Below are 22652 nucleotides of genomic sequence, written 5' to 3'. Positions count from 1 at the left end.
ATGACCCAAGTTGCGGCGATTCAGATGGTCAGCAGTCACAACCTGGCTGGTAACCTGGCCGAGGCCGAGGCGCTGTTGCGTGATGCTGCCGCCCAAGGCGCGAAAGTGGCAGTATTACCTGAGAATTTTGCGGTTCTGGCCACCGCTCAGATGCGGGAGTGTGGTCGGCAGGAAAGTGGCGGTGAATCGGTAATCCGGCGCTTTCTTTCAGAACAGGCCGAGAGGCTGGGGCTATGGATTGTAGGTGGTTCCATGCCTCTGGCAACACGACCCGATGGTTCTGATGTTCCCGACAGGGTGCGTGCAAGCTGCATTGTTTACAACGATCAGGGCGAGGAAGTTGCCCGTTACGACAAAATTCACCTGTTTGACGCCATGGTCGAGGATTCTCATGGCCAATACCGGGAGTCGGATACCTTCGAGCCAGGTGACCGGGTGGTTACCGTGGACACTCCCGCCGGCCGGCTGGGGATGGCAGTGTGCTACGACTTGCGGTTTCCTGAACTGTTCCGGGCGCTGCGGGAACAGGGTGCCGAGTGGGTGTGCCTGCCCAGCGCCTTTACCTGGCAAACTGGAGACGCCCATTGGCGCCCACTGATTCGAGCCAGGGCCATCGAGAACCAGGTTTGGGTAGTTGCCCCCGGCCAGGGGGGGCAAAACAGTGAGCGCCGCAAGACTTATGGCCACAGTTTGATCTGTGACCCCTGGGGCAGGGTGGTGACGGAACTGGATGAGGGCCCTGGCCTGGTTGTGGCAGACCTGGACATGGAAAAACTGAACCAGGTTCGGGCCAGAATGCCGGTCTGGGAGCACCGCCGCCTTTAACGTAGAACTCCGGTCAGCCGTTTGCTTTACTGCTCTGCGTCATCAATCCACTCCCGGAGGGCCCGGAACAGTTTACGGGCCTGGCCGGTGTTTTTCTGTTTCTCCACTTCCTTGTGGGCATTGCGAACCAGGTTGCGCAGGTGCTGCACGTCTGCCGCCGGGCAATAATCGATAAACTCCCCCACCACCTTGTCGCCTTCGGAGATCATCCTGTCGCGCCAGCGCTCGGCTAGGTGATGCCGGCGGGTGTGCTCCTCACTGCCGGCATTGAATGCACCAATGGCACGAGCCAGTGCCTCCGGGTCATCCTCCTGGCGAATGATCTTGCCAATGTATTGTAAATGTCTGCGGCGTGCTTCGCGCTGATTAATGCGCCGTGATTCCACGATGGCAGCCTTCAGGGTGTCGCTGATGTCCAGTGACGCCAATTGCTCGTCGTTGAGATCCAGCATCTGTTTACCCAGGTCCTGGAGCGCATGCATTTCTCGCTTGATCTGGGATTTGCTCGGGCCGAAATCTTCCTCGAGCTCCTCGTGATGCGGGTGGTTGTCGGATTGACTCATGGTTGGCTCCTCAAGCGTAGAAAATCGTGGCCAGTCCCAGAAAGGCCATGAAACCGACAACGTCGGTAACGGTTGTCAGGATGACGCTGCCAGCCAAGGCAGGATCTATGTTTCGGGACTTCAGGAACAGTGGTAACACGGTGCCCACCAAGGCAGCGGCTACCAGGTTGATGATCAATGCTGCGGCGATAATTGCCCCGATCAGCCAGTCCTGGAACCACAATATGGCAGCGACAGCGACAACAAGCGCCCATAGCAAGCCATTGAGAACGCCGGACAGGAACTCGCGATTCAATAGCCAACCGACGTTTGCCCCGCTGATCTGCCCAACAGCCATACCGCGTATCACCAAGGTAAGTGTCTGGCTTCCAGCAATGCCACCCATACTGGCGACGATCGGCATTAGCACGGCTAGTGCGACCACCTTCGCAATTGTCTCTTCGAATAACCCGATGACGGCGGACGCGGTGAATGCGGTAATCAAATTGACGCCAAGCCACACAGCTCGCCGGCGGGTAGTTTTCATTACTGGCGCAAAGGTGTCTTCATCTTCGTCAAGGCCCGCCATACTCATCAGCGAGTGATCCGCATCTTCCCGGATAACGTCGACCACGTCATCGATGGTGATCCGGCCCAGAAGTTTGTTGTCGTCACCCACCACCGGAGCGGAGATCAGGTCGTAGCGCTCGAAGAGGGTGGCGACCTTGGTGTCGGACAGGGTGACCGGAATCGGCTCGATGTCAGTGTCCATCACCTCACGAACGGTGGATGCGGGGTTGGATACCAGCATTCGGGTTATGGGCAGCATGCCAATGAATTCGTCCCGCCGGCTGACTACAATCAGGCAGTCGGTCATGGGGGGAAGATTGCGGTGGCGGCGTAGGTACCGCAGTACCACGTCAATACTGATATCCGGTCGCACCGTAATGGTGTCCGTATTCATCAGGCCGCCGGCAGTGTCCTCGGGGTAGGAGAGTACTTCCTCTACCCGCTGCCGGTCTTGCTCGTCCATGGTGTCCAGGACCTCCTGGATCACCGTGTCTGGCAGCTGCTGGAGCAGGTCGGCCAGGTCGTCGGATTCAAAATCCTCAATGATATCTGCAAGTTCCTGGGCGTTCAGCTGGCTCAGGAAGTAGGCCCGGATGTCGTCACCGAGATATTGGAGTACTTCCCCTTCCAGTTGTTTATCGACCAGGTTCCACAGCAGGGCGCGTTGGCGGGGAGGGGAAGATTCCAGCAGGTGTGCGATATCGCTGGGGCTCAGGCCGCCATTGAGGATGCGGGCAACCTGTTTGAGCGCACCACTGTCCAGGGCCTCACTGAGGGAGCGAAGGCGCTGGCGGGCCTGACTTTTTTCCAGAATATCGGTCATGGAACCACCTGCAATCAGAAAACTGTCGCATTATAGCGAAGTTAGCGCCGTCAGGTGAGAAAGGATTGTAGGTGAATGACGAAGCAGGGTGTGCTCAACCCCCCTCGCCGAAATAATCACCGATCAGCTCTACGAGTGCCTCGATGGCTTCCTGCTCATCAGGGCCGTCGGCGACCAGTTCAATATCAGTGCCCTGGCTGGCAGCCAGCATCATCACCTGCATGATGTTCTTGGCATCTACGTCCCGTCCCTTGCCGCGGATTCGTACCTGGCTGTCAAAGCCAGAGGCGGTGGCCACAAGCTTGGCGGTGGCGCGGGCATGCAAGCCCAGTTTATTGATGATGGTGACGGGGCGGCAGATCATGTTCGATCAGATCTCCCCTCGGGCCTGGAGATGGGGAAGTTCAGTATGACGAACCTGTACGTTGTTGTATCGGGTGCGGAAGTGCTGGCCCAGTTGCTCGCAGACATAGACGGAACGATGTTGGCCACCGGTACAGCCAATAGAAATGGTCATGTAGCTGCGGTTGCTGTCGGCAAACGAGGGCAGCCAGGTATCCAGGAAGCGGATCAGGTCGTCCACCATTTGCCCGGTGAGAGGTTCCCGCTCGAGAAATTCGATAACCGGCTGATCGGTACCGACGTATTTGCGCAGGCTAGTGTCCCAGTATGGATTGGGCAGGCAGCGCACATCGAAAACGTAATCGGAATCGACCGGTACGCCATGCTTGAAACCGAATGACTGGAACAGCAGAGCAAGCTCCTGATCCTTGCGACCGACCACTCGCTGTTTGACCATGTCGCGCAGTTCATACATCGACATGCCGGTGGTGTTGATGTAAAGGTCTGCCAGTTTTGACAGCGGTTCCAACAGTGCCTTTTCGTTGGTGATGGCTTCTCGGAGGGAGGTGCGGTCGTCGCTCAGCGGGTGCTTTCGGCGTGTAGCGTGGAACCGCTGCAGCAGAGATTGTTCATCGGCATCCAGAAAGATAATCTCGACAACGACTCCCGCATCGCGAAGCTGGCGATAGATTTGTTCGAAGTTGGCCAGTTCGGCAGACAGGTTGCGGGCATCGATGCTGACGGCCATTTTCCGGAGTCGCCCCGGCGTTTCCTGTTGCGCCGCTTCCCGGGTCAGCGGGAACAGCAGTCCGATGGGAAGGTTATCAATGCAATAAAAACCCAGATCTTCGAGCACATGCAACGCAGTACTCTTACCCGACCCGGATCGGCCACTGACGATGATCAGTTTCATGATGGACGCTCCTGCCTGCTACTGTTGGTGCTACTGCTTATCAGGATGCCGCCGTCATGCGCTGGTAAAGGGAGGCTGCATCCTGGCACTGGCGAAGCTGTTCACAGAACCCGTTGTCGTTGAATTTCTCGGCCAACTGGCTTAGCAGCTCCAGATGTTCACTGGTGGCTTCTTTGGGCACGATCAAGGCAAACACCAGGTCGACCGGCTGATTGTCGATAGCATCGAAGTCGATGCTCTCTTCCAGTGTCATCAGCACGCCGATCACACGGTCCAGCCCCTCCAGCCGGCAATGGGGTATGGCAATACCCTGGCCGATACCGGTGCTGCCAAGCCGCTCGCGAGAAACCAGATTGCTGAAAATCTCGGTGTCGCTGAGGATTTCATCCTGATGATGAATATGCTCTGCGATGGTTTCCAGTACCCGCTTCTTACTGGAGGCCGGCACCCGGCACAGCGTCAGTTCGGGAGCCAGAATGTTGTCGATGGTCAGGGATGTATCGCTCATGGATCGACTGTGATTCCGTAAAAAAAAGGCTGCGGCCGGTATGCCCCGCCGCAGCTCGTATCATTGAAACACCCGGTACGGTGGTGCTATGAGTGCGCTCAGCCGTTGCCGTGCATCCTGTCTACGTTCTTTTCTTTGTGCTTGAGGATCTGGCGGTCCAGCTTGTCCACCAGCAAATCAATTGCGGCGTACATATCCTCACTCTCTGCCTTTGCATGGATATCGCCACCGATGACATGCAGGGTGGCTTCAGCCATCTGACGTACCTTCTCAACTTCCAGCGTCACCTGACAGTTACTGATGTGGTCAAAGTGACGCTCCAGCTTCTCGAACTTGGTGTTGACGTAATCCTTCAATGCAGGGGTCAGTTCTACGTGATGGCCTGAAATGTTGAGTTGCATAGGCGTCTCCTGTTGTCATCATGCCGGTGTTGCCACCGGGCTGCGTGTCCGGTGCTTCGTGCACCGGAAAAAACATTAAACCAGTCGTTTGCGCTCGTTTGAAGGAGGGATGTGCATGGCCTCCCGGTATTTGGCAACGGTGCGCCGGGCCACATTGATGCCCTGTTCTCCAAGCATGGCTGCAATCTTGCTATCGCTCAACGGCTTTTTTGGAGTTTCTTCTGAAATCAGTTTCTTGATCATCGCACGAATAGCAGTGGAGGAACATTCTCCGCCCTCAGCGGTACTGACGTGGCTGGAGAAAAAGTACTTCAGCTCGAAAATGCCGCGGGGTGTGTGCATATACTTTTGCGTGGTGACCCGTGAAATGGTGGATTCGTGCATTTCTACGGCCTGGGCGATATCCGAGAGGATCAGCGGCTTCATCGCTTCCTCCCCCTGGTCCAGGAAACCCTGTTGGTGCTCAACAATCCGGGTGGCGACTTTCAGTAGCGTTTCATTGCGGCTTTGCAGGCTTTTAATGAACCACTTGGCCTCCTGCAATTGATCCCGCAGGTAGGTGTTATCAGCACTGCTATCGGCGCGACGGATCAGCGATGCATAGCTGGCGTTGACCCGAATTCTCGGGGCGATCTCCGGGTTGAGCTCAACACGCCACCGGCCTTCGTGTTTTCGGACGATGACATCTGGTATCACGTAATCCGGCTCCGCTCGGTCGACCACGTCACCCGGGCGGGGGTTGAGGCTGGTAATCAGGGCCAGAACCTCGCGCAACTGATCTTCTTTGAGTCTGCTGCGGCGCAGCAGTTGCGCGTAATCCCGGTTGCCCAGCAGATGCAGGAACTGGGTAACCACCAGGCGGGCCTGTCGAAGCCAGGGGGTATCTGGCGGCAACTGGTTGAGCTGAATCAGCAGGCATTCCTGCAGGTCCCGGGCGAACACGCCCGGCGGGTCGAAGTGTTGTAGCCGGTGCAGGACCGCTTCTACCTCGTCCAGCTCAAGGGGGTCTTCTTCGGTTTCGTCCTGCAGGCCGGAATGGATTTCCTCAATCGGTGAGGTCAGGTAACCGCGCTCGTCCACAGCGTCCATCAGGGCGTGGGCGATTGCCTGGTCACGCTCGCTCATGGGGGTGAGGTTGAGCTGCCATTCCAGGTGGTCCTGGAGGGTCTCGGCCGGTGAATTGCGGGTTTCGAAATCCGACTCGTTCTCATCATCCCCTTTGCTGGCTGGCGCCGGTGCAGACTGGTAGATATCGTCCCAGGCGGTGTCTACGGGCAGGTCGTCGGGGATGTTATCCGGGATGTCGTTTTCGGAGGCCCAGTCCGGGCCATTTTCGTTTTCATCCCAGTCAGAGGCAGCCTCGGTGGCTGGTTCATCGTGGTCGGAATCCCGGTCTTTATGTTCGTCCTGGGTATCGGCATCCGTATCGGGGGTGTCAGACTGATCGTCATCCTCGGAAGTTTCCAGCATGGGGTTGGATTCCAGTGCCTGCTGGATTTCCTGCTGGAGGTCGAGGGTGGAAAGCTGAAGCAGGCGAATGGCCTGTTGCAGCTGGGGCGTCATGGTCAGACTCTGGCCCATCTTAAGCTGTAATGAGGCTTTCATAACCATGGCTCAAGATCCATAAATCAAGGGTGTCCCGGTAGTGACGTTGCCTGCTGTCAGGCAAAAAAAATTGTTATACGCTGGTTACTTGCCGCTCACTGTTACCAGTATAAGCAAGTTCTTTGCCGAGTTTACTTGCTACAGATCATCAAAACAATCAGACCTCGGTCGTCGAGGGGTTTTCTTCCGCTTACAGGTGGAACTCATCACCCAGGTAGACTTCCTTGACCTGCTGATTGGCCAGGATGGCTTCCGCATTGCCGGAGGCGATGATATGGCCGCCGGAGACAATGTAGGCGTTTTCACAAATATCGAGGGTTTCCCGCACGTTGTGATCGGTGATCAGTACGCCAATGCCCTTGTCCCGCAAATGCCGAATGATGTGCTTGATGTCACTGACTGAAATCGGGTCTACCCCGGCGAAGGGCTCATCCAGCAGAATAAACGCAGGTTCCATGGCCAGCGCCCTGGCGATTTCGACGCGCCGCCGTTCACCACCGGACAGCGCCATACCCAGGCTGTCCCGGATATGGGTGATGTGAAATTCCTCGAGCAGTTCCTCAAGTTTGGCTTCCCGCTCAGGCCGTTTCATGTCTTTTCGGGTTTCCAGAATGGCCATGATGTTGTCGCGCACGGTCAGTTTGCGGAATACCGAGGCTTCCTGGGGCAGGTAGCCGATGCCTTTGCGTGCCCGGCCGTGCATGGGCAGGGGTGTGATGTCCTGGCTGTCAATGGTGATTCGGCCGCGGTCGGAAGGTACAAGCCCGACAATCATGTAAAAACAGGTAGTTTTCCCAGCGCCGTTAGGGCCGAGCAGGCCGACGATTTCTCCGGACCGGATTTCCAGAGACACATCCAGAACCACTTTTTTCTGTTTGTAGCTTTTTGCCAGGTTGCTGGCCCTGAGAACTGCCATCAGTAACCTATTCGTCTGTGGGGTTGCTGGAGCCGCGAGGCTGAATCACCATTTCCACCCGGCCAGAGCTCTCTTCCGAAGGCGTGCCGCCTTCTGCAGTGACCACCCTGCGAACGGTGTCGTATTGGATGACGTCGCCACGGAACACATTGTTGCCCTGTTCAATCACTGCCTGGCGCTCGAACGTCAGCCGGTTTTCCGCCGCTGACCAGGTGATGGTCCGCGCCCGGGCGTCTGTCATGGCTTCACCTTCCCGTGCCGGCTGGCGATATCGGGCGGGTTCGCCGCTTGCCTCAATCCGGCTGAGACCTTCGGGGCTTCGATACAGTACCACCCGTTCTGCGTTCAGCTGGGTGGCCCCCTGAACCAGTTCAACGTCGCCGGTGTAGATGGCGGTCCCTTCGGTATCGTCCAGGCGGGCGGAATCAGCGCTGACCTTGATGGGGGTGTCGGAATCCAGATCAAACGCGGTTGCCGGGCTGGCCAGCATCAGTGCGGCCAGTATGACCGGCAGTCGGTGTGTGCGCTTACCTGATGGTTTCATATTGCCCTTCCACCCGGGAGTTGAGTTCCAGTATGCGTTCGTTTATCCAGGCTTTCATGCCATTGGCCTGGGTAACGCCGAACGGTTCGGTAATGGTGACCGGTTGATCGGTGTATACCGTGCCCTGGCGGTTATCCATGGTCAGTGAGTCGGTTTTCAGGGTGGCTTCAGAGTCGCCGGTTTGCCGGAGTACGACGACATTGCCCGTCAAGGTCACCTGATCATCGTCTTGGCGGAGGCTACCTTCATCCGCTTCGATTATCCATGGTGGGGTGGCCTGTTCGCTGAAAATCCTGGCCCTTGGAGCATTCATGGTGGCGTAGTTGGTGTCTTCAAACTGCTCAATTCGGGGGCTGGATATCGACATCTTAAGGTTGCCGTGTTCGTCCCAGGTTGTATAGCGGCCCTCGATTATAAAACTGTCGGGTTCCGACGGGCCCCTGAGTTCTGCGGCATCGCCCCGCACACTGTCACCTTCCTCGTTCTGCCACATCAGGAAGACGGTCGCGAGAACCGTGGCTGCCAGCGCCAGGGTTCGAACCCAGGGTTTGCGAACGATGTCCGACAGGGCCCCCGGGATCATGACGGCTTACCCAGATAGGGGGCCAGAGTAGCGTCCAGCCGGTTTTGCGCCCAGAGTATCAGGTCACATGCTTCACGCACGGCGCCGTGCCCCCCCAGGGCCTGGGTGCAATAGTCGGCTTGCTGACGCACCAGCCAGTAGCCGTTGGGCACGCTGATACCCAGGCCGGCGAATGTCAGGGCGGGCAGATCAGGCAGATCATCGCCCATATAGGCAATCTGGTCCGGAGCGATATCCATGCCTGCAACCAGTTCCTGTAACGCAACTTTCTTGTCTTCCCGGCCCTGCATCAGGTGCGGGATGCCGAGGTCGGTCATCCGTTTTTCTGTCAGTGGTGACCTGCGCCCGGTAATGACTGCCACGGTAATTCCAGCCATCATCAACTGTTTCAGGCCCAGACCGTCCAGTATATTGAACGCTTTGAGTTCGTCGCCGGCAGCGCTGAAATACAACCGGCCGTCGCTCATGATGCCGTCTACGTCCAGGGCGATCAGGCGAATTTTGGCGGCTTTTGCCTTGAGCGTGTCGTCCCAGCTGGTGTGCATAGGCGGTGCGAAGTCACTCATTAAATCACCCCCGCACGCAGCAGGTCATGCATGTTGATGGCGCCAACCAGGTTGCCGTCGTCGTCGGTGACGGGCAGGGCATTGATCTTCATCTCTTCCATGATGTTCAGTGCCTCGGCCGCCAGGTGGTCAGCCTGAATGGTTTTGCCGTGGCGAGTCATGACGTCCCGGATCGGAGTAGTGTGAACGTCGACGGATTTGTCCAGGGTCCGGCGCAGGTCGCCATCGGTAAATATGCCGGTCAGATGCCCCTGGGTGTCGACGATGGTGGTCATGCCCAGCCCTTTACGGCTGATCTCCAGCAGGGCGCCGCTGAGGGTGGTAGTTTCAAGAACTTTGGGAATCTGGTCGCCGGTATGCATGATGTCAGAAACCCGCAGCAGCAAGCGCCGTCCCAGGCTGCCGCCCGGGTGAGAGAAGGCAAAGTCTTCGGCACTGAAGCCTCGGGCTTCCAGCAGGGCTACGGCCAACGCATCGCCCATGACCAGGGTCGCTGTGGTGCTGGATGTGGGTGCCAGGCCAAGCGGGCAGGCCTCCAGGGCAACGCTGACATCCAGATTGGCGACCGCTTCCTGAGCCAGCACAGAGTTCGGGTTGCCGGTCATGCTGATCAGCGGTGCCCCCATGCGTTTGATCAGCGGCAGAATGGTCACCACCTCGCTGGTGCTGCCACTGTTGGAGATGGCAACCACCACATCTTGCGGGGTGATCATGCCCATATCGCCGTGGCTGGCTTCACCCGGGTGAACAAAAAAGGAGGGCGTGCCGGTGCTTGCCAATGTGGCTGCAATCTTGTTGCCGATATGGCCGGATTTACCCATGCCGGTGACCACTACCCGACCTTTGCAGGCCATGATAACGTCGCAGGCTCTGGTGAAGTCGCCGTTGATACGGCCTTCCAGGGCTTCGATAGCTTCCCGCTCGATGCGGATGGCTCGAACTGCTGAGGAGCGGTAGTCGGGGGTGTCTGGAGCGTGTGAATCTGTCATCTCGGCGGATAGTCTGCTCGGTCGGTCTGGTTTGCCCGGCCAAACGTCGGTGATCGGGCGACTGAATCGTGAGTATATCATTGTTGAGACGCGTGGCAGCCAACGTTCAGGGAAACTGATCATTGCCATCAAGACATTTTACGTAGCTTTAACCGGCTTTTCATTGAGCTGGAGCGGCGCATGTCATAATGTAGTCGCTCTTTAATCAGGATGGATTATGGCGTCATCTGCATACATAAGCCTTAACGAGGTGGTGTTTTCCCGCTCCGGCCGGCGCATATTCGATGGTGTCTCGCTGGATATTCCGAAGGGGCGGATCACCGCGATCATGGGCCCCAGTGGCACCGGTAAGACCACGCTGTTGCGACTGATTGGCGGCCAGCTGCGTCCCGACTCCGGTCAGGTGGTGGTGGCAGGCCGTGAGGTGCCAAAGCTCAAGCGCAAGGAATTGTACGTGCTGCGGGAAAAGATGGGCATGCTTTTTCAGAGTGGCGCCCTGTTCACCGACCTGAGTGTTTACGAGAACGTTGCCTTTCCTTTGCGGGTTCACACCCGCCTGCCGGAAGATATGATTCGGGACATCGTGCTGATGAAGCTCGAAGCGGTGGGCCTGCGTGGTGCCCGCAACCTTATGCCCTCGGAACTGTCCGGGGGGATGACACGCCGGGTGGCGCTGGCCCGTAGTATCGCGCTGGACCCTGAGCTGATCATGTATGACGAGCCTTTCGCCGGGCAGGATCCCATTGCCATGGGGGTTCTGGTCAAGTTGATCCGCGATCTGAACAGCTCCATGGGCCTGACCAGCGTGCTGGTGTCCCATGACGTGCCGGAATCCCTGAGTATCTGCCACTACGCGTGCATCATTGCGGATGGCAAGGTCATTGGTGAGGGAACTCCGGATGAACTCAGGGCGTACCCCTCCGAGCGGGTTCAACAGTTCCTCAAAGGTCAGCCCGACGGCCCGGTGCCGTTCCATTACCCGAACAGCGATGCAGCGTCTGATTTCGGTATCTGCGGGGGTGGCGCATGATGGATCGCATAGCTGCCCTGGGGCGAACGGGTCTTGATGTTATTGCGTCACTGGGGCGGGCCTGTCAGTTTCTGGCGGGCGTTGTCGGGGGCGTACCGAAGCCCTCTGTAGGTTTTCCGCTCCTGGTAAAGCAGTTATATGCAGTCGGTGTGCTGTCGCTGGCCATTGTGGTGGTGTCGGGTTTGTTCATCGGCATGGTGCTGGGTCTTCAGGGGTACACTATTCTCAGCGATTTTGGTTCGGAGGCGGCCATAGGCCAGATGATCGCATTGACTCTGGTGCGTGAACTGGCGCCAGTGGTGGCGGCACTGCTGTTTGCTGGCCGTGCTGGTTCTGCGTTAACCGCCGAAATCGGTCTGATGAAAGCGACTGAGCAACTCTCCAGCATGGAAATGATGGGGGTCGACCCGTTGCGCCGGGTGATCGCCCCAAGGTTGTGGGCGGGTTTTATTTCACTGCCCATTCTGGCCATGATATTCGCGGTGGTTGGCGTCTGGGGTGGCATGTTGGTGGGTGTTGAATGGTTAGGTGTATACGAAGGCTCATATTGGGGCAATATGCAGGCCTCAGTGGACTTTGTGGATGACGTTCTCAACGGGCTGATCAAGAGTGTGGTGTTCGGTTTTGTCTGTGCCTGGATTGCGGTGTATCAGGGTTATGACTGTGTGCCCACCTCAGCAGGGATCAGTTCGGCCACGACCAAAACTGTGGTGTATTCATCTTTGGCGGTTCTCGGCCTGGATTTCGTGCTGACCGCTGTCATGTTTGGAAATTTCTAACAGGTATTCCGGGAGCCTCTCATGGCACAACGAACAACAGAAATCATCGTCGGTCTGTTTATTATCGCCGGGCTGGCTGCCTTGCTGTTCCTGGCGTTGCAGGTCAGTGGCCTGTCCCCCAAGGCCGCTGGCGCTACCTACAGGCTCCACGCAAACTTCAACGATATTGGCGGGCTGGCGCCCCGGGGCCGGATATCCATGGCGGGTGTGACGGTAGGCACCATTGAGTCGATCACTCTGGACCGGGAAACCTTTCAGGCCAGGGTGACCATGTCTATCCACAAAGACGTGGATAACATCCCGGCGGACAGTGCAGCAGTAATACGTACATCCGGAATTCTGGGAGAGCAGTACATTGATATCTCCATTGGTGGGGATCTTGAGTCCTTGAAAGAAGGCGATACCTTCTATTCCACCCAATCTGCCATGAATCTGGAACGGATGATCAGCAATTTTGCCTCGGGCCGGTGAGGCAGCGGGAATAAACGCACAGGAGACTGCAATGCTTGTTTTGAAACAACGCCTTATACTGATACTCGCCCTGTTTGCAGTAGGGTTCGGCCAGGCCTGGGCAGGGCCGGAAGAAGAGCTCAGGCAGTATGTGGATGACAATACCCAGAAGTTGGTAAAAAAGCTTCAGGCGGAGAAGGGCCTCTACGCATCCGACCCGGAAGCCTTTTACGCGGGCATGGATGAAACCCTTGACCAGTTCGTGGACTTCCGTCGCATTGCGGCTCGGGTAATGGGCCGCTACGCCCGGCAGTCGACGCCAGAGCAGCGCGATGACTTTGTCGAGAAGTTCAAGCGCAGCCTGTTCGACAGTTATGCCCAAGCGCTGGTGTCGGCCGATGATTTCACTATCCAGGTGAAAGAGGCGTCCATCATGGCCCAGAACAACGATCGCGCAACCGTGCAGATGGAAGTCGTCACCTCTTCCGGTAATCGCTATCCCGTCACCTATTCCATGTACCGCAATGCCGAAGGTCGGTGGATGATGGAAAACGTCATCGTTGAGGGTATCAATATCGGCCTGGCTTTCCGCGACCGCTTTGCCCAGGAAATGGAGGCTAATCGGGGCCAGATTCAGCTGGTCATCGATGGTTGGAGCGACGCGGTGGAATCGCTGAACCTGGACGAGGAAATTGACCAGTCATGACCAGTGACGCGCCTGCGGTCATTTTGGATGGCACTACTTTGCGGGTAACCGGATCGGTTGATGCCGATTCGGTGATTCCGTTGCGCAAACAGGGTGAACAGCTAATCAAGGGTGCCCAGAGCTCGCTTACGGTCGACCTTGCCGGGCTGGGCACCGCCCACAGCGTGGTTCTCTCTATGCTCCTTTGCTGGCATCGGCTGGCACTCAGTCGGCAAGTATCCCTTACCTTTGAAGGCGCCAGCGACCGTCTATTGTCGCTGGCTGCACTCAGCAATCTTAAAGATCAGATTCCCGGATTTGCCTCACACAGCTGACCGGCGCCCGGGAATTGGTTACAATTCCGCCCCTGATTTCAATACAGCCGAGGAATCCCTATGGACGCCGCCCAGGTTACCGATCTAGTAAAACAAGCACTGCCCGATTGCGAGGTGCAGGTGCAGGTTGATGGCAACCATTACCTCGTGGTCGCGGTGGGTGAAGTATTCGAAGGCCTGCCAACCATCAAACGGCAGCAAATGATTAACAAGGTACTGTTCCAGCACATCATGGACGGCACCATTCACGCCCTTCACCCGAAGGCCTACACCCCGAGCGAGTGGGCCGAGCGGCAGGCCAACGCCTGAACCGAACAGGACAGATATTGTGGATAAACTTCTGATCAGGGGGCGCAAGCCTCTGGATGGCGAGATTCGCATCTCCGGTGCCAAGAACGCGGCGCTGCCGATTCTGGCAGCTACCCTGCTGGCGGATGAGCCGGTGACCGTTGGCAACCTGCCGCACCTGAACGACATCACAACGATGATCGAACTGCTTGGCCGGATGGGTGTCGAGCTGCTGATTGACGAAAAGATGAGTGTTGAGGTTCACGCCAACACCATCAAGCATTTTCATGCGCCCTATGAGCTGGTGAAAACCATGCGCGCCTCCATTCTGGTACTGGGCCCGCTGGTGGCGCATTTTGGTGAGGCAGAAGTTTCCCTGCCTGGCGGTTGTGCCATTGGTACCCGCCCGGTAAACCTGCACATCCACGGCCTGGAACTGATGGGCGCGGATATCAAGGTTGAGAATGGTTACATCAAGGCCAAAACCAATGGTCGCCTGAAAGGTGCCCATATCTTCATGGACACGGTAACGGTAACCGGCACCGAAAACCTGCTGATGGCCGCGACCCTGGCTGAGGGTAAAACCATCCTCGAAAACGCTGCCCGGGAACCGGAAGTGGTTGACCTGGCCGAGTGCCTGATTGCCATGGGCGCTGACATCAAGGGCCATGGCACCGCCACTATTGAGATCAATGGCGTAGAGCGCCTGCACGGTTGCCACTACAACGTGCTGCCGGATCGCATTGAAACCGGTACCTATCTGGTGGCTGCGGCCGCCACGGGTGGTCGGGTGAAGGTTAAAGATACTCGCGAAGACTTGCTTGAGGCGGTATTACTGAAGCTGGAAGAAGCAGGCGCCCACATCACCACCGGGCCGGACTGGATTGAGCTGGATATGAAGGGTAAGCGCCCGAAGGCGGTTAACCTGCGAACGGCGCCATACCCCGCATTTCCGACGGATATGCAGGCCCAGTTTGCGGCGATGAACGCCGTCGCCGAGGGCACGGGGACCATCGTAGAGACGGTCTTTGAAAACCGCTTTATGCACCTGCAGGAGCTGATTCGCATGGGCGCGGATATCAGTCTGGAAGGTAACGCCGCCATCATTAAAGGGGTGGAGCATCTGACGGGCGCGCCGGTTATGGCCACGGATCTGCGAGCCTCGGCCAGTCTGGTTATCGCAGGCCTGGTGGCTGATGGCGACACCATCGTAGACCGCATTTACCACATAGACCGTGGCTATGAATGTATTGAGGAAAAACTGCAGCTGCTGGGCGCAAGTATTCGCCGTTTGCCGGCATAATGAACCAACGGGACCCGAAAAGACCCATGACAGATTCCATCACCATCGCCTTGTCGAAGGGACGAATTCTCGAAGAGACCTTGCCGCTGCTGGCGGAGGCCGGTATTGAGCTGGTCGACGACGTGAAGAAGTCCCGCAAGCTGGTGTTCCCGACCACAGACCCGAACGTGCGGATTCTGATTATCCGTGCCACCGATGTGCCCACTTATGTTCAGTATGGCGGGGCCGATCTTGGAGTCACGGGCAAGGATGTGCTGATGGAGCATGGCGGGGAAGGCCTGTATGAGCCGCTGGATCTGAATATTTCCTGCTGCAAGCTGATGACCGCGGGCAAGAAGGGTGAGCAGCCGCCGGCCGGGCGAATCCGGGTGGCCACCAAGTTCGTAAATCTCGCGAGGCGTTATTATGCGGCTCAGGGGCGGCAGGCGGATATCATCAAGCTCTATGGGGCGATGGAGCTGGCGCCGATTCTGGATCTGGCGGATGAGATTGTCGATATTGTGGATACGGGCAATACTCTGAAGGCCAATGGCTTGGAGCCCCGGGAGCTGATTGATCATATCAGTTCGCGGTTGGTGGTTAATCGGGCTTCTATGAAGATGAAGCATGGGCAGATTAATCCCATCATAGAGAAGATGGCGGTTGCGGTGGATCGCCGTCGTGGTTCGGGTTCGGAGTAAGGCTTCCTTCTTTTTGGGTGCATGTCAGCCATCGGGTAGGCCTTTCCAAAAACCGCTACGAGCACATCCATGTGCGCTTCTCTCAGGCCATCCTTGGCCTTCGAAATTTTTGGAAAGGCCTACCCGATGGCTTTCGCGTACTTTTGAGTTTGGAAGCCCCTGAGCTTTGTTGAATATTTCCCGATTCGCTGGCGGGTAATCCAGCGGTTGTAAGTTTTCAATCCAACGCGGGATTAACGAGATGAACGACAGAATCACCAGACTGACGACAACCCAAGGCGACTTTGACGGTGCGCTGGCCAAGCTGTTGGCGTGGGATGACAGTGTTGACCATCAGGTGAATGAGTCGGTTCGGCATATTCTGCGTGAGGTGAAGACCCGTGGCGATGCGGCGGTTCTGGAGTTTACCGAGAAGTTTGACAGGTTGAAGGTCAGTTCCATGGCGGAGTTGGAGATGGACAAGAGCCGTCTTCAGGAAGCGTTGGAGCGGATTCCTCAGGATCAGCGAGTGGCTCTGGAGAAGGCCGCTGAGCGTGTTCGGGATTACCATGAGCGGCAGGATCAGAAGTCCTGGCAGTATCAGGACGAGGACGGGACGATTCTGGGGCAGAAGGTGACGCCGCTGGACCGGGCGGGACTTTATGTGCCTGGTGGTAAGGCGGCGTATCCGTCTTCGGTGCTGATGAACGCGATTCCGGCGAAGGTGGCGGGTGTTGGTGAGTTGATCATGGTGGTTCCGACGCCGGATGGTGTGGTGAACGACATGGTTCTCGCGGCGGCCGCGATTGCCGGAGTTGATCGGGTGTTTACGCTCGGGGGCGCGCAGGCTGTGGCGGCGTTGGCCTATGGTACTGAGACTGTGCCGGCAGTGGACAAGATTGTCGGCCCTGGCAATATTTTTGTGGCTACGGCCAAGCGGGAAGTGTTCGGGGTTGTGGGTATCGATATGATTGCCGGCCCGTCCGAGATTCTGGTGATTTGCGATGGCAAGACCAATCCAGACTGGATCGCCATGGATATGTTTTCCCAGGCCGAGCACGACGAGCAGGCCCAGAGTATTCTGATCAGCCCGGATGCGGCTTTTCTGGATGCGGTGGAAGCCAGCATCAACAAGCTGCTGCCGACCATGGAACGGGAGGAGATTATTCGCACGTCCATGATTGGCCGTGGTGCGCTGATTCACGTGGCGGATTTGAAAGAAGCGGCGGAAGTCTCCAACCGGATTGCTCCGGAACACCTGGAGCTGTCGGTGGAAGACCCGCAGGCGATGCTGGATGATATTCGTCACGCCGGAGCCATTTTCATGGGCCGTTACACCGCCGAAGCCTTGGGTGACTACTGTGCCGGCCCGAACCACGTACTGCCTACCAGCGGTACGGCAAGGTTCAGCTCGCCGCTGGGGGTTTACGATTTCCAGAAACGCTCCTCCTTGATCGGCTTCAGCCCCAAAGGTGCCGACCGGATGGGGCGTGTAGCGTCTGTGCTGGCGCGCGGTGAAGGGCTGACCGCTCACGCCCGTTCAGCGGAGTACCGTATCAATGAGTAAGTTCTGGAGCGCGCTGGTCAGCGAATTGCAGCCGTATGTGCCGGGTGAACAGCCGAAAATGGCCAACCTGGTCAAACTGAACACCAACGAAAATCCCTTCGGGCCATCCCCGAAGGTGATTGCAGCCATTCAGTCCGAACTGAACGACAACCTCCGCTTGTACCCGGACCCGGAAGGGCAGGCGCTGAAAGAAGCGATTGCTGCCTATCACACGGATTACGGTATTTCCTCCAGGCAGGTGTTCGTAGGTAACGGTTCAGACGAGGTTCTGGCCCACATTTTCCAGGGCTTGCTCAAACACGACAAACCGATTCTGTTCCCGGATATCACCTACAGCTTCTACCCGGTGTACTGCGGTCTGTATCAGATCGAAAGCGATGTCATCCCGCTGACCGAAAGCTTCGAAATCAACCCGGAAGACTACAAGCGCCCCAACGGCGGCATCATCTTCCCGAATCCGAATGCGCCTACCGGTCGGTATCTTGGGCTGGAGCATGTGGAAGACATCCTGAAGGCGAATCCGGACGGCGTGGTGGTGGTTGACGAAGCCTATGTAGACTTCGGTGGTGAGACGGCTATTTCATTGGTCAATCAATACCCGAACCTTCTGGTTAGCCAGACTCTGTCCAAGGCTCGTTCGTTGGCCGGCCTTCGGGTAGGTTTTGCAGTGGGTAATGAGGAACTGATTGAGGCTTTGAATAGAGTTAAAGACAGCTTCAATTCTTACCCGCTCGATCGTCTGGCGTTGGCCGGTGCGATCGCGGCGTTTGAAGATCGCGAGTGGTTTGAGAAATGCTGTGGCGGCGTGATTGACGAGCGTGATCGGGTTACGGCTGCGCTGGAGAATCTTGGCTTTGAAGTGCTGCCATCAAAGGCAAACTTCGTCTTCGTCCGTCACCCAAGCCATGAAGGCGCTGATATTGCTGCCAAGCTGAGAGAGCAGGGCATTATCGTTCGTCACTTCAACAAGCTGCGGATTAGCGACTTTCTACGAATTACCATTGGTACCAGTGACCAAAACAGTTCTTTGATCAAAGGTCTGGCTTTTCTCTGAGCCGGCGCAACACTCGAACGAGGAATCGGCGCGCATAAAGTTCGGCTGCACCTTGCTTCCCCATGAACTGAATGCGCCGATCCGATCTCAGAAGCACCGCACGATGGGGAGGTAAGCACAAGCATGGCAAACCGAAACGAAATCCTCGCCAAAATCAACGAGTGGCTCCAGCCGGAAAATTTCCAAGACTATGCCCCGAACGGCCTGCAAGTAGAGGGTAGTGAGCACGTAAGCGTTATCGTGTCCGGGGTAACCGCATCGCAGGCGTTGATCGACGAAGCGGTGAAACATAACGCCGATATGATTCTGGTCCACCACGGCTACTTCTGGAAAGGCGAAGACCAGGCCATCCGCGGCATGAAGAAGAACCGCATCAAGCAGCTGCTGGATAACGACATCAACCTGGTGGCCTACCACCTGCCGCTCGATGACCATCCCGAATATGGCAACAACCGCCAACTCGCCAATGTTCTGAATATCCAGAACGCCACGCCGATCGGCGGACTGGTTTGGCAGGGCGAGCTTTCTGAACCAATGACTCCGGAAACGTTCGGTCTCCACATCGCCAGAGCCCTTCATCGGCAGCCCCTTCATGTTGGTAGTGGCCCCGAAAAAATCAAAACCGTAGCCTGGTGCACCGGTGCTGCCCAGGGGTTTATTAATGCAGCGCTGAATGCAGGGGTTGATGCTTACATCAGCGGGGAAATTTCAGAGCCGACCACTCACGCTGCCAGAGAGTGCGGAATCCATTACTTTGCAGCGGGCCACCACGCTACAGAGCGCTATGGTGTCCAAGCGCTGGGAGAGGCGTTGGCCAGAGAGTGTGGTGTGAGCCACCGGTTCGTCGATTGTGATAACCCGGTATAGAGTATTGGTTTGTCCTCGTCGGAAATCCTGACACGAGTTCCAAGGCTATCTTATTTCGTGGGAGGTCTCGGTAAAGTCGGATTGGTCAGTCAGGGGGTAGGGCTTCCAAAAATGTGCGGAGCCATGGATGGCGGAGCAGAAGCGCCACAAGGATGTGCCGAAGGAGCGGTTTTTGGAAGCCCTACCCCCTGACTGGTCATGCACAGAGTCAGAAGGCTATTCAAGGTAGGGCTCCAAGCCAAAACGCCCGGCTGGCGCTGGAATTAGGGATTTAAGCGGACCGCTTGGTGCCATCCGCATTCAGGCCATAGTCCTCGGCCAGTGTGCCTTTGTCCTCAGGATCAGCCTTCGGCGCATAATCCCGTGGTGGCTCTGAGTTTTCATCACTGCCGTGCTCCAGCCGTCCGGAGCCGTCCTGCCCAAGCTCTTCCAGCCAGTCCTCATCATTGCAAAGCCGGTTCGCGCCGCGGGCCATGTGTTGGTTCACGTCACGATAGGCATCGTTAAACCGGCGCAGCAAATGGGCCGATTCCATGAAGTGTTCATTTACCTGTGCCTGATAGCGAGTAAACTCACTGCGCAATTCTTCAATTTGCTGCTCTGCCCGGCGTTGCCGGAGAGTGGCTCCCTGGCCTGAGCGGCCCACCAGAATCCCGATGACAATGCCAACCACCAACGCGGCTACTGCCGCCAGAATCAGGTTTGTCATATAAAAACGTCCTTTCGTTGCATGCGAGTGAGCTTATCCTCATCAGAAGAGTATAACCCCCCTGACTGATTGAGCCCATGGCCAAGCACTGAGCGAATCGTCGTATTGCCCTAGTGTCCCGTCTGGCTATGGAATTAGCCAGACGGGACACTAGCACCCGCCCGGCGTGGCGAAAAAGTGCGAAATAAGCGACAATACCGCGCCGAAAATCCAACACCATTACAATCCCGGGAAACCCTGATGACAGCAGCCATGTCTTCTGAAACCGTCGCGAACCTGAGCCCTTGGGAGCGTTACCAAAAGGATCTTGAGCGCCCGGACTTTCACAAAGACCCGGCCCAGGAAGATGCCGTCCGTCGCCTTCAGGCACTGTACGACAAACTGGTCGATGCCGAAAGTGAGCGTAACAGAGGGCTGGCAAAACTGCGCCGCAAACTGAAAAAGGGCAAGGAAGAACCCGTCAAAGGCCTCTACTTCTGGGGTGGTGTTGGCCGCGGAAAGACCTACCTGATGGATACCTTTTACGAAGCGTTGCCGTTTGATCGCAAGATGAGAGTGCATTTCCATCGCTTCATGCAGCGGGTTCACAATGAGTTAAAGCAGCTCAAGGGCGAGAAAAACCCGCTGGACATGGTGGCCAGGAAATTTGCTGATGAGACCCGCGTTATCTGTTTTGATGAGTTCTTCGTCTCAGATATCGGGGACGCCATGATCCTTGCCACCCTGATGGATGGGTTGTTTGGTCGTGGTGTTACGCTGGTATGCACATCGAACATCGTACCAGACGGTCTCTATAAAGATGGCTTGCAGCGGGCTCGCTTCCTGCCAGCGATCGAGTTGGTCAAGAAGCACACGGATGTGGTGAACGTTGACGGCGGTGTGGACTACCGGTTGAGAACCCTTGAGCAGGCGGAACTTTACCACTGCCCGCTGGACGATCAGGCCGATGTCAGCCTGCGCACCAGTTTTGATGCCCTTGCCGTCGAGGCAGGTAAGCACAGCAAAACCATGGAAATCAACGGCCGTAAAATACCGGCAGAAGCCCACGCAGATGACGTGGTGTGGTTCGATTTCAAATCTGTCTGTGATGGCCCCCGCAGCCAAAACGATTACATCGAAATGGCGCGCCAGTTCCATGCCATCATCATAAGCAACGTGCCGCAGTTGGGCAAAAACAACGACGACCAGGCACGCCGCTTTATCAACATGATCGATGAATTCTACGACCGCAACGTAAAAGTCATCATCTCTGCCGCCGCCCCCATCACCGAACTCTACACCGGCGGTCGTCTGAGCTTCGAATTCGAGCGCACCGAATCCCGCCTGCTGGAAATGCAGTCCCGGGAATACCTGGAAGCGCCCCATAAGCCATAGGGTCTGTCCCCGAACGGGGACTGACCCACCTTAGAACCCAACTCCATTCAAGAGGGTCAGTCCCCATCCGGGGACAGACCCCCAACCACGAGAGGTCACAACATGAGCCAAGACAACGTAGTCATCGTAAGCGGCGTACGCACTCCTATGGGCGGATTTATGGGCAGTCTCGCCCCGGTTTCAGCCCCTGAGCTGGGTGCCATTGCCATCGCCGAAGCGGTCAAGCGCGCTGGCCTGCAGCCTGCCGATATCCAGGAAGTCATCATGGGCAATGTGCTTCCTGCCGGCCTCAAGCAAGGCCCGGCCCGCCAAGCCATGCGTAAGGCCGGCCTGCCCGACAGCACCGGCGCCACCACCATCAACAAGCTGTGTGGCTCCGGCATGAAAGCGGCCATGCTGGCCCATGACCTGATCAAGGCAGGCACCAACGACATCATGGTCGCCGGTGGTATGGAAAGCATGTCCAATGCGCCGTACGTGCTGCTTGGCGCCCGCCAGGGCTATCGTATGGGCCCCGGACAGGCTCCGCAGGATCATATGTTCCTGGACGGTCTGGAAGATGCGGAAACCGGTCGCCTGATGGGTTCCTTTGCCCAGGAAATGGCAGACAAGAAAGGCTACAGTCGGGAAGACATGGATGAGTACGCCATCCAGTCTCTGACTCGCGCCAAGAAGGCCATCGAAGAAGGACTGCTGAAAGACGAAATCATTCCAGTGACCGTGAAAACCCGTAAAGGCGAGGTGGTTGTGGAAGATGACGAGCAGCCCCATGCTGCGAACATCGAGAAAATCCCGACCCTGCGCCCGGCCTTTGCCAAAGACGGCACGGTAACAGCCGCCAACGCCTCCTCTATTTCTGACGGCTCCTCCGCTCTGGTTCTGATGCGTGAGTCCGAAGCCCAGAAGCGAGGCTTGAAGCCGATGGCCCGAATCGTGGCCCACAGTACCCAGTCACAGCACCCGAGCGAGTTCACCTGCGCTCCGGTGGGCGCCATCGAAACCCTGTTCGCGAAAACCGGCTGGACCAAAGACGACGTTGACCTGTTCGAAATCAATGAAGCCTTCGCCATGGTTGCCATGATGCCGATCAAAGAACTTGGCCTGGACCCGGCCAAGGTGAACGTGCACGGCGGCGCCTGCGCCCAGGGCCATCCGGTCGGTTCCACCGGCTCTCGCCTGCTGGTCACGCTGATGCACTCCCTGAAGCACTATGGCAAGAAAAAAGGCATTGCCGCACTGTGTATTGGCGGGGGTGAAGCCACTGCCATGGCCATCGAAGTTCTGTAATACAGTCAAAGTGGTTGCACTCCCGAATCTTGTCTATAGTGAGGGAGTGCGAAAACACGGCTAAACGGAGAGTGACAGCAAAATCATACTTTTGACTGATCAAAGCCCTCAAAGGCCTTAGCTATAGTGCAAGCATCA

General features: G+C 57.1%; 27 protein-coding genes. 14 read left to right on the top strand and 13 right to left on the bottom strand.

Features of this window, described 5'->3' with window-relative positions; genetic code table 11:
* Positions 1-825 carry a carbon-nitrogen hydrolase family protein gene (locus ACTZWX_RS14475; RefSeq protein ID WP_444714544.1) on the top strand — a complete coding sequence of 275 codons (825 nt, stop codon included), beginning with the start codon at positions 1-3 and terminating at the stop codon, positions 823-825.
* 26 nt (positions 826-851) lie between these two features.
* Here ACTZWX_RS14475 and yjgA read toward each other — a convergent pair whose 3' ends face one another.
* The 12 genes from yjgA to ACTZWX_RS14415 form a co-directional block, all read right to left on the bottom strand.
* Positions 852-1388, bottom strand: coding sequence for a ribosome biogenesis factor YjgA (yjgA, locus tag ACTZWX_RS14470; protein ID WP_444714543.1), 537 nt, complete (start codon positions 1386-1388; stop codon positions 852-854).
* Between the two features lie 10 nt (positions 1389-1398).
* Positions 1399-2760, bottom strand: a complete 1362-nt coding sequence (gene mgtE / locus ACTZWX_RS14465) for a magnesium transporter (RefSeq protein ID WP_444714542.1) — start codon at positions 2758-2760, stop codon at positions 1399-1401.
* A gap of 94 nt (positions 2761-2854) precedes the next feature.
* Positions 2855-3124 carry an HPr family phosphocarrier protein gene (locus ACTZWX_RS14460; RefSeq protein WP_072676726.1) on the bottom strand — a complete coding sequence of 90 codons (270 nt, stop codon included), beginning with the start codon at positions 3122-3124 and terminating at the stop codon, positions 2855-2857.
* Positions 3125-3130: 6 nt separating this feature from the next.
* Positions 3131-4015, bottom strand: a complete 885-nt coding sequence (gene rapZ, locus ACTZWX_RS14455; protein WP_072676727.1) for an RNase adapter RapZ — start codon at positions 4013-4015, stop codon at positions 3131-3133.
* A 40-nt stretch (positions 4016-4055) separates the two neighbouring features.
* Positions 4056-4523, bottom strand: a complete 468-nt coding sequence (gene ptsN, locus ACTZWX_RS14450; RefSeq protein ID WP_072676728.1) for a PTS IIA-like nitrogen regulatory protein PtsN — start codon at positions 4521-4523, stop codon at positions 4056-4058.
* Positions 4524-4621: 98 nt separating this feature from the next.
* Positions 4622-4924, bottom strand: coding sequence for a ribosome hibernation promoting factor (hpf, locus tag ACTZWX_RS14445; RefSeq protein ID WP_444714541.1), 303 nt, complete (start codon positions 4922-4924; stop codon positions 4622-4624).
* Positions 4925-4999: 75 nt separating this feature from the next.
* Positions 5000-6535, bottom strand: a complete 1536-nt coding sequence (locus tag ACTZWX_RS14440) for an RNA polymerase factor sigma-54 (protein ID WP_444714540.1) — start codon at positions 6533-6535, stop codon at positions 5000-5002.
* Positions 6536-6719: 184 nt separating this feature from the next.
* Complete coding sequence (gene lptB, locus ACTZWX_RS14435; protein WP_444714539.1) at positions 6720-7445, bottom strand: LPS export ABC transporter ATP-binding protein; 726 nt, start codon at positions 7443-7445, stop codon at positions 6720-6722.
* A 7-nt stretch (positions 7446-7452) separates the two neighbouring features.
* On the bottom strand, positions 7453-7989 hold the full coding sequence (lptA, locus tag ACTZWX_RS14430; RefSeq protein ID WP_444714538.1) for a lipopolysaccharide transport periplasmic protein LptA: 537 nt from the start codon (positions 7987-7989) through the stop codon (positions 7453-7455).
* Entirely contained in the window at positions 7973-8572 is a 600-nt protein-coding gene (gene lptC, locus ACTZWX_RS14425) for an LPS export ABC transporter periplasmic protein LptC (RefSeq protein ID WP_444714537.1), read from the bottom strand. The genes lptA and lptC overlap by 17 nt, the downstream gene beginning before the upstream one ends.
* A complete protein-coding gene (locus ACTZWX_RS14420; RefSeq protein ID WP_444714536.1) occupies positions 8569-9138 on the bottom strand; it encodes a KdsC family phosphatase in 570 nt (189 codons plus the stop codon). The genes lptC and ACTZWX_RS14420 overlap by 4 nt, the downstream gene beginning before the upstream one ends.
* Positions 9138-10127, bottom strand: coding sequence for a KpsF/GutQ family sugar-phosphate isomerase (locus tag ACTZWX_RS14415; RefSeq protein WP_444714535.1), 990 nt, complete (start codon positions 10125-10127; stop codon positions 9138-9140). The genes ACTZWX_RS14420 and ACTZWX_RS14415 overlap by 1 nt, the downstream gene beginning before the upstream one ends.
* 217 nt (positions 10128-10344) lie before the next feature.
* Between ACTZWX_RS14415 and ACTZWX_RS14410 the strand changes: the two genes are divergently transcribed.
* From ACTZWX_RS14410 to ACTZWX_RS14360, 11 genes are all read left to right on the top strand, one after another.
* Positions 10345-11157: an ABC transporter ATP-binding protein gene (locus ACTZWX_RS14410; RefSeq protein ID WP_444714534.1), complete on the top strand. Its 813-nt coding sequence runs from the start codon at positions 10345-10347 to the stop codon at positions 11155-11157.
* Positions 11154-11936: a lipid asymmetry maintenance ABC transporter permease subunit MlaE gene (gene mlaE, locus ACTZWX_RS14405; RefSeq protein WP_058092015.1), complete on the top strand. Its 783-nt coding sequence runs from the start codon at positions 11154-11156 to the stop codon at positions 11934-11936. The genes ACTZWX_RS14410 and mlaE overlap by 4 nt, the downstream gene beginning before the upstream one ends.
* A 21-nt stretch (positions 11937-11957) precedes the next feature.
* Positions 11958-12407, top strand: coding sequence for an outer membrane lipid asymmetry maintenance protein MlaD (gene mlaD, locus ACTZWX_RS14400; protein WP_152438672.1), 450 nt, complete (start codon positions 11958-11960; stop codon positions 12405-12407).
* A 31-nt stretch (positions 12408-12438) separates the two neighbouring features.
* Positions 12439-13092, top strand: coding sequence for an MlaC/ttg2D family ABC transporter substrate-binding protein (locus ACTZWX_RS14395; RefSeq protein WP_444714533.1), 654 nt, complete (start codon positions 12439-12441; stop codon positions 13090-13092).
* On the top strand, positions 13089-13406 hold the full coding sequence (locus ACTZWX_RS14390; RefSeq protein ID WP_152438670.1) for an STAS domain-containing protein: 318 nt from the start codon (positions 13089-13091) through the stop codon (positions 13404-13406). The genes ACTZWX_RS14395 and ACTZWX_RS14390 overlap by 4 nt, the downstream gene beginning before the upstream one ends.
* A 60-nt stretch (positions 13407-13466) precedes the next feature.
* A complete protein-coding gene (locus ACTZWX_RS14385; RefSeq protein WP_061331522.1) occupies positions 13467-13715 on the top strand; it encodes a BolA family protein in 249 nt (82 codons plus the stop codon).
* A 19-nt stretch (positions 13716-13734) separates the two neighbouring features.
* On the top strand, positions 13735-14997 hold the full coding sequence (gene murA / locus ACTZWX_RS14380) for a UDP-N-acetylglucosamine 1-carboxyvinyltransferase (RefSeq protein ID WP_152438669.1): 1263 nt from the start codon (positions 13735-13737) through the stop codon (positions 14995-14997).
* Between the two features lie 26 nt (positions 14998-15023).
* Complete coding sequence (hisG, locus tag ACTZWX_RS14375) at positions 15024-15677, top strand: ATP phosphoribosyltransferase (protein WP_444714532.1); 654 nt, start codon at positions 15024-15026, stop codon at positions 15675-15677.
* Between the two features lie 241 nt (positions 15678-15918).
* On the top strand, positions 15919-17223 hold the full coding sequence (gene hisD / locus ACTZWX_RS14370) for a histidinol dehydrogenase (protein WP_444714531.1): 1305 nt from the start codon (positions 15919-15921) through the stop codon (positions 17221-17223).
* Complete coding sequence (gene hisC, locus ACTZWX_RS14365) at positions 17216-18277, top strand: histidinol-phosphate transaminase (protein WP_444714530.1); 1062 nt, start codon at positions 17216-17218, stop codon at positions 18275-18277. The genes hisD and hisC overlap by 8 nt, the downstream gene beginning before the upstream one ends.
* Before the next feature lie 123 nt (positions 18278-18400).
* Positions 18401-19144: a Nif3-like dinuclear metal center hexameric protein gene (locus ACTZWX_RS14360; protein ID WP_444714529.1), complete on the top strand. Its 744-nt coding sequence runs from the start codon at positions 18401-18403 to the stop codon at positions 19142-19144.
* Positions 19145-19415: 271 nt separating this feature from the next.
* Here the strand turns inward: ACTZWX_RS14360 and ACTZWX_RS14355 are convergent, their stop codons facing one another.
* Entirely contained in the window at positions 19416-19853 is a 438-nt protein-coding gene (locus ACTZWX_RS14355) for a Z-ring associated ZapG family protein (protein ID WP_058092005.1), read from the bottom strand.
* A gap of 276 nt (positions 19854-20129) precedes the next feature.
* Here ACTZWX_RS14355 and zapE point away from each other — a divergent pair, with 276 nt between their 5' ends.
* Complete coding sequence (zapE, locus tag ACTZWX_RS14350; protein WP_444714557.1) at positions 20130-21227, top strand: cell division protein ZapE; 1098 nt, start codon at positions 20130-20132, stop codon at positions 21225-21227.
* 102 nt (positions 21228-21329) lie between these two features.
* Complete coding sequence (locus ACTZWX_RS14345; protein ID WP_444714528.1) at positions 21330-22514, top strand: thiolase family protein; 1185 nt, start codon at positions 21330-21332, stop codon at positions 22512-22514.
* The last annotated feature ends 138 nt before the right edge of the window (positions 22515-22652 follow it).

The sequence above is a fragment of the Marinobacter sp. NSM genome (assembly GCF_052380025.1).
In the GTDB taxonomy this organism is placed as follows: domain Bacteria; phylum Pseudomonadota; class Gammaproteobacteria; order Pseudomonadales; family Oleiphilaceae; genus Marinobacter.
The sequence above is the reverse complement of the archived record's forward strand: the minus strand, read 5'-3'. Positions and strand labels throughout refer to the sequence as shown.

Bases quoted from the DNA above. Each gene is read 5' to 3' on its own strand.
- ACTZWX_RS14410 (WP_444714534.1), top strand. From the start codon at position 10,345: ATGGCGTCATCTGCATACATAAGCCTTAACGAGGTGGTGTTTTCCCGC.
- lptA (WP_444714538.1), bottom strand. From the start codon at position 7,989: ATGAAACCATCAGGTAAGCGCACACACCGACTGCCGGTCATACTGGCC.
- ACTZWX_RS14345 (WP_444714528.1), top strand. From the start codon at position 21,330: ATGAGCCAAGACAACGTAGTCATCGTAAGCGGCGTACGCACTCCTATG.
- ACTZWX_RS14475 (WP_444714544.1), top strand. From the start codon at position 1: ATGACCCAAGTTGCGGCGATTCAGATGGTCAGCAGTCACAACCTGGCT.
- ACTZWX_RS14360 (WP_444714529.1), top strand. From the start codon at position 18,401: ATGGCAAACCGAAACGAAATCCTCGCCAAAATCAACGAGTGGCTCCAG.
- hpf (WP_444714541.1), bottom strand. From the start codon at position 4,924: ATGCAACTCAACATTTCAGGCCATCACGTAGAACTGACCCCTGCATTG.
- ACTZWX_RS14460 (WP_072676726.1), bottom strand. From the start codon at position 3,124: ATGATCTGCCGCCCCGTCACCATCATCAATAAACTGGGCTTGCATGCC.
- yjgA (WP_444714543.1), bottom strand. From the start codon at position 1,388: ATGAGTCAATCCGACAACCACCCGCATCACGAGGAGCTCGAGGAAGAT.
- mlaE (WP_058092015.1), top strand. From the start codon at position 11,154: ATGATGGATCGCATAGCTGCCCTGGGGCGAACGGGTCTTGATGTTATT.
- ptsN (WP_072676728.1), bottom strand. From the start codon at position 4,523: ATGAGCGATACATCCCTGACCATCGACAACATTCTGGCTCCCGAACTG.
- ACTZWX_RS14395 (WP_444714533.1), top strand. From the start codon at position 12,439: ATGCTTGTTTTGAAACAACGCCTTATACTGATACTCGCCCTGTTTGCA.
- ACTZWX_RS14355 (WP_058092005.1), bottom strand. From the start codon at position 19,853: ATGACAAACCTGATTCTGGCGGCAGTAGCCGCGTTGGTGGTTGGCATT.
- mgtE (WP_444714542.1), bottom strand. From the start codon at position 2,760: ATGACCGATATTCTGGAAAAAAGTCAGGCCCGCCAGCGCCTTCGCTCC.
- ACTZWX_RS14420 (WP_444714536.1), bottom strand. From the start codon at position 9,138: ATGAGTGACTTCGCACCGCCTATGCACACCAGCTGGGACGACACGCTC.
- lptB (WP_444714539.1), bottom strand. From the start codon at position 7,445: ATGGCAGTTCTCAGGGCCAGCAACCTGGCAAAAAGCTACAAACAGAAA.
- ACTZWX_RS14385 (WP_061331522.1), top strand. From the start codon at position 13,467: ATGGACGCCGCCCAGGTTACCGATCTAGTAAAACAAGCACTGCCCGAT.
- ACTZWX_RS14440 (WP_444714540.1), bottom strand. From the start codon at position 6,535: ATGGTTATGAAAGCCTCATTACAGCTTAAGATGGGCCAGAGTCTGACC.
- ACTZWX_RS14415 (WP_444714535.1), bottom strand. From the start codon at position 10,127: ATGACAGATTCACACGCTCCAGACACCCCCGACTACCGCTCCTCAGCA.
- hisG (WP_444714532.1), top strand. From the start codon at position 15,024: ATGACAGATTCCATCACCATCGCCTTGTCGAAGGGACGAATTCTCGAA.
- hisD (WP_444714531.1), top strand. From the start codon at position 15,919: ATGAACGACAGAATCACCAGACTGACGACAACCCAAGGCGACTTTGAC.
- rapZ (WP_072676727.1), bottom strand. From the start codon at position 4,015: ATGAAACTGATCATCGTCAGTGGCCGATCCGGGTCGGGTAAGAGTACT.
- mlaD (WP_152438672.1), top strand. From the start codon at position 11,958: ATGGCACAACGAACAACAGAAATCATCGTCGGTCTGTTTATTATCGCC.
- ACTZWX_RS14390 (WP_152438670.1), top strand. From the start codon at position 13,089: ATGACCAGTGACGCGCCTGCGGTCATTTTGGATGGCACTACTTTGCGG.
- hisC (WP_444714530.1), top strand. From the start codon at position 17,216: ATGAGTAAGTTCTGGAGCGCGCTGGTCAGCGAATTGCAGCCGTATGTG.
- lptC (WP_444714537.1), bottom strand. From the start codon at position 8,572: ATGATCCCGGGGGCCCTGTCGGACATCGTTCGCAAACCCTGGGTTCGA.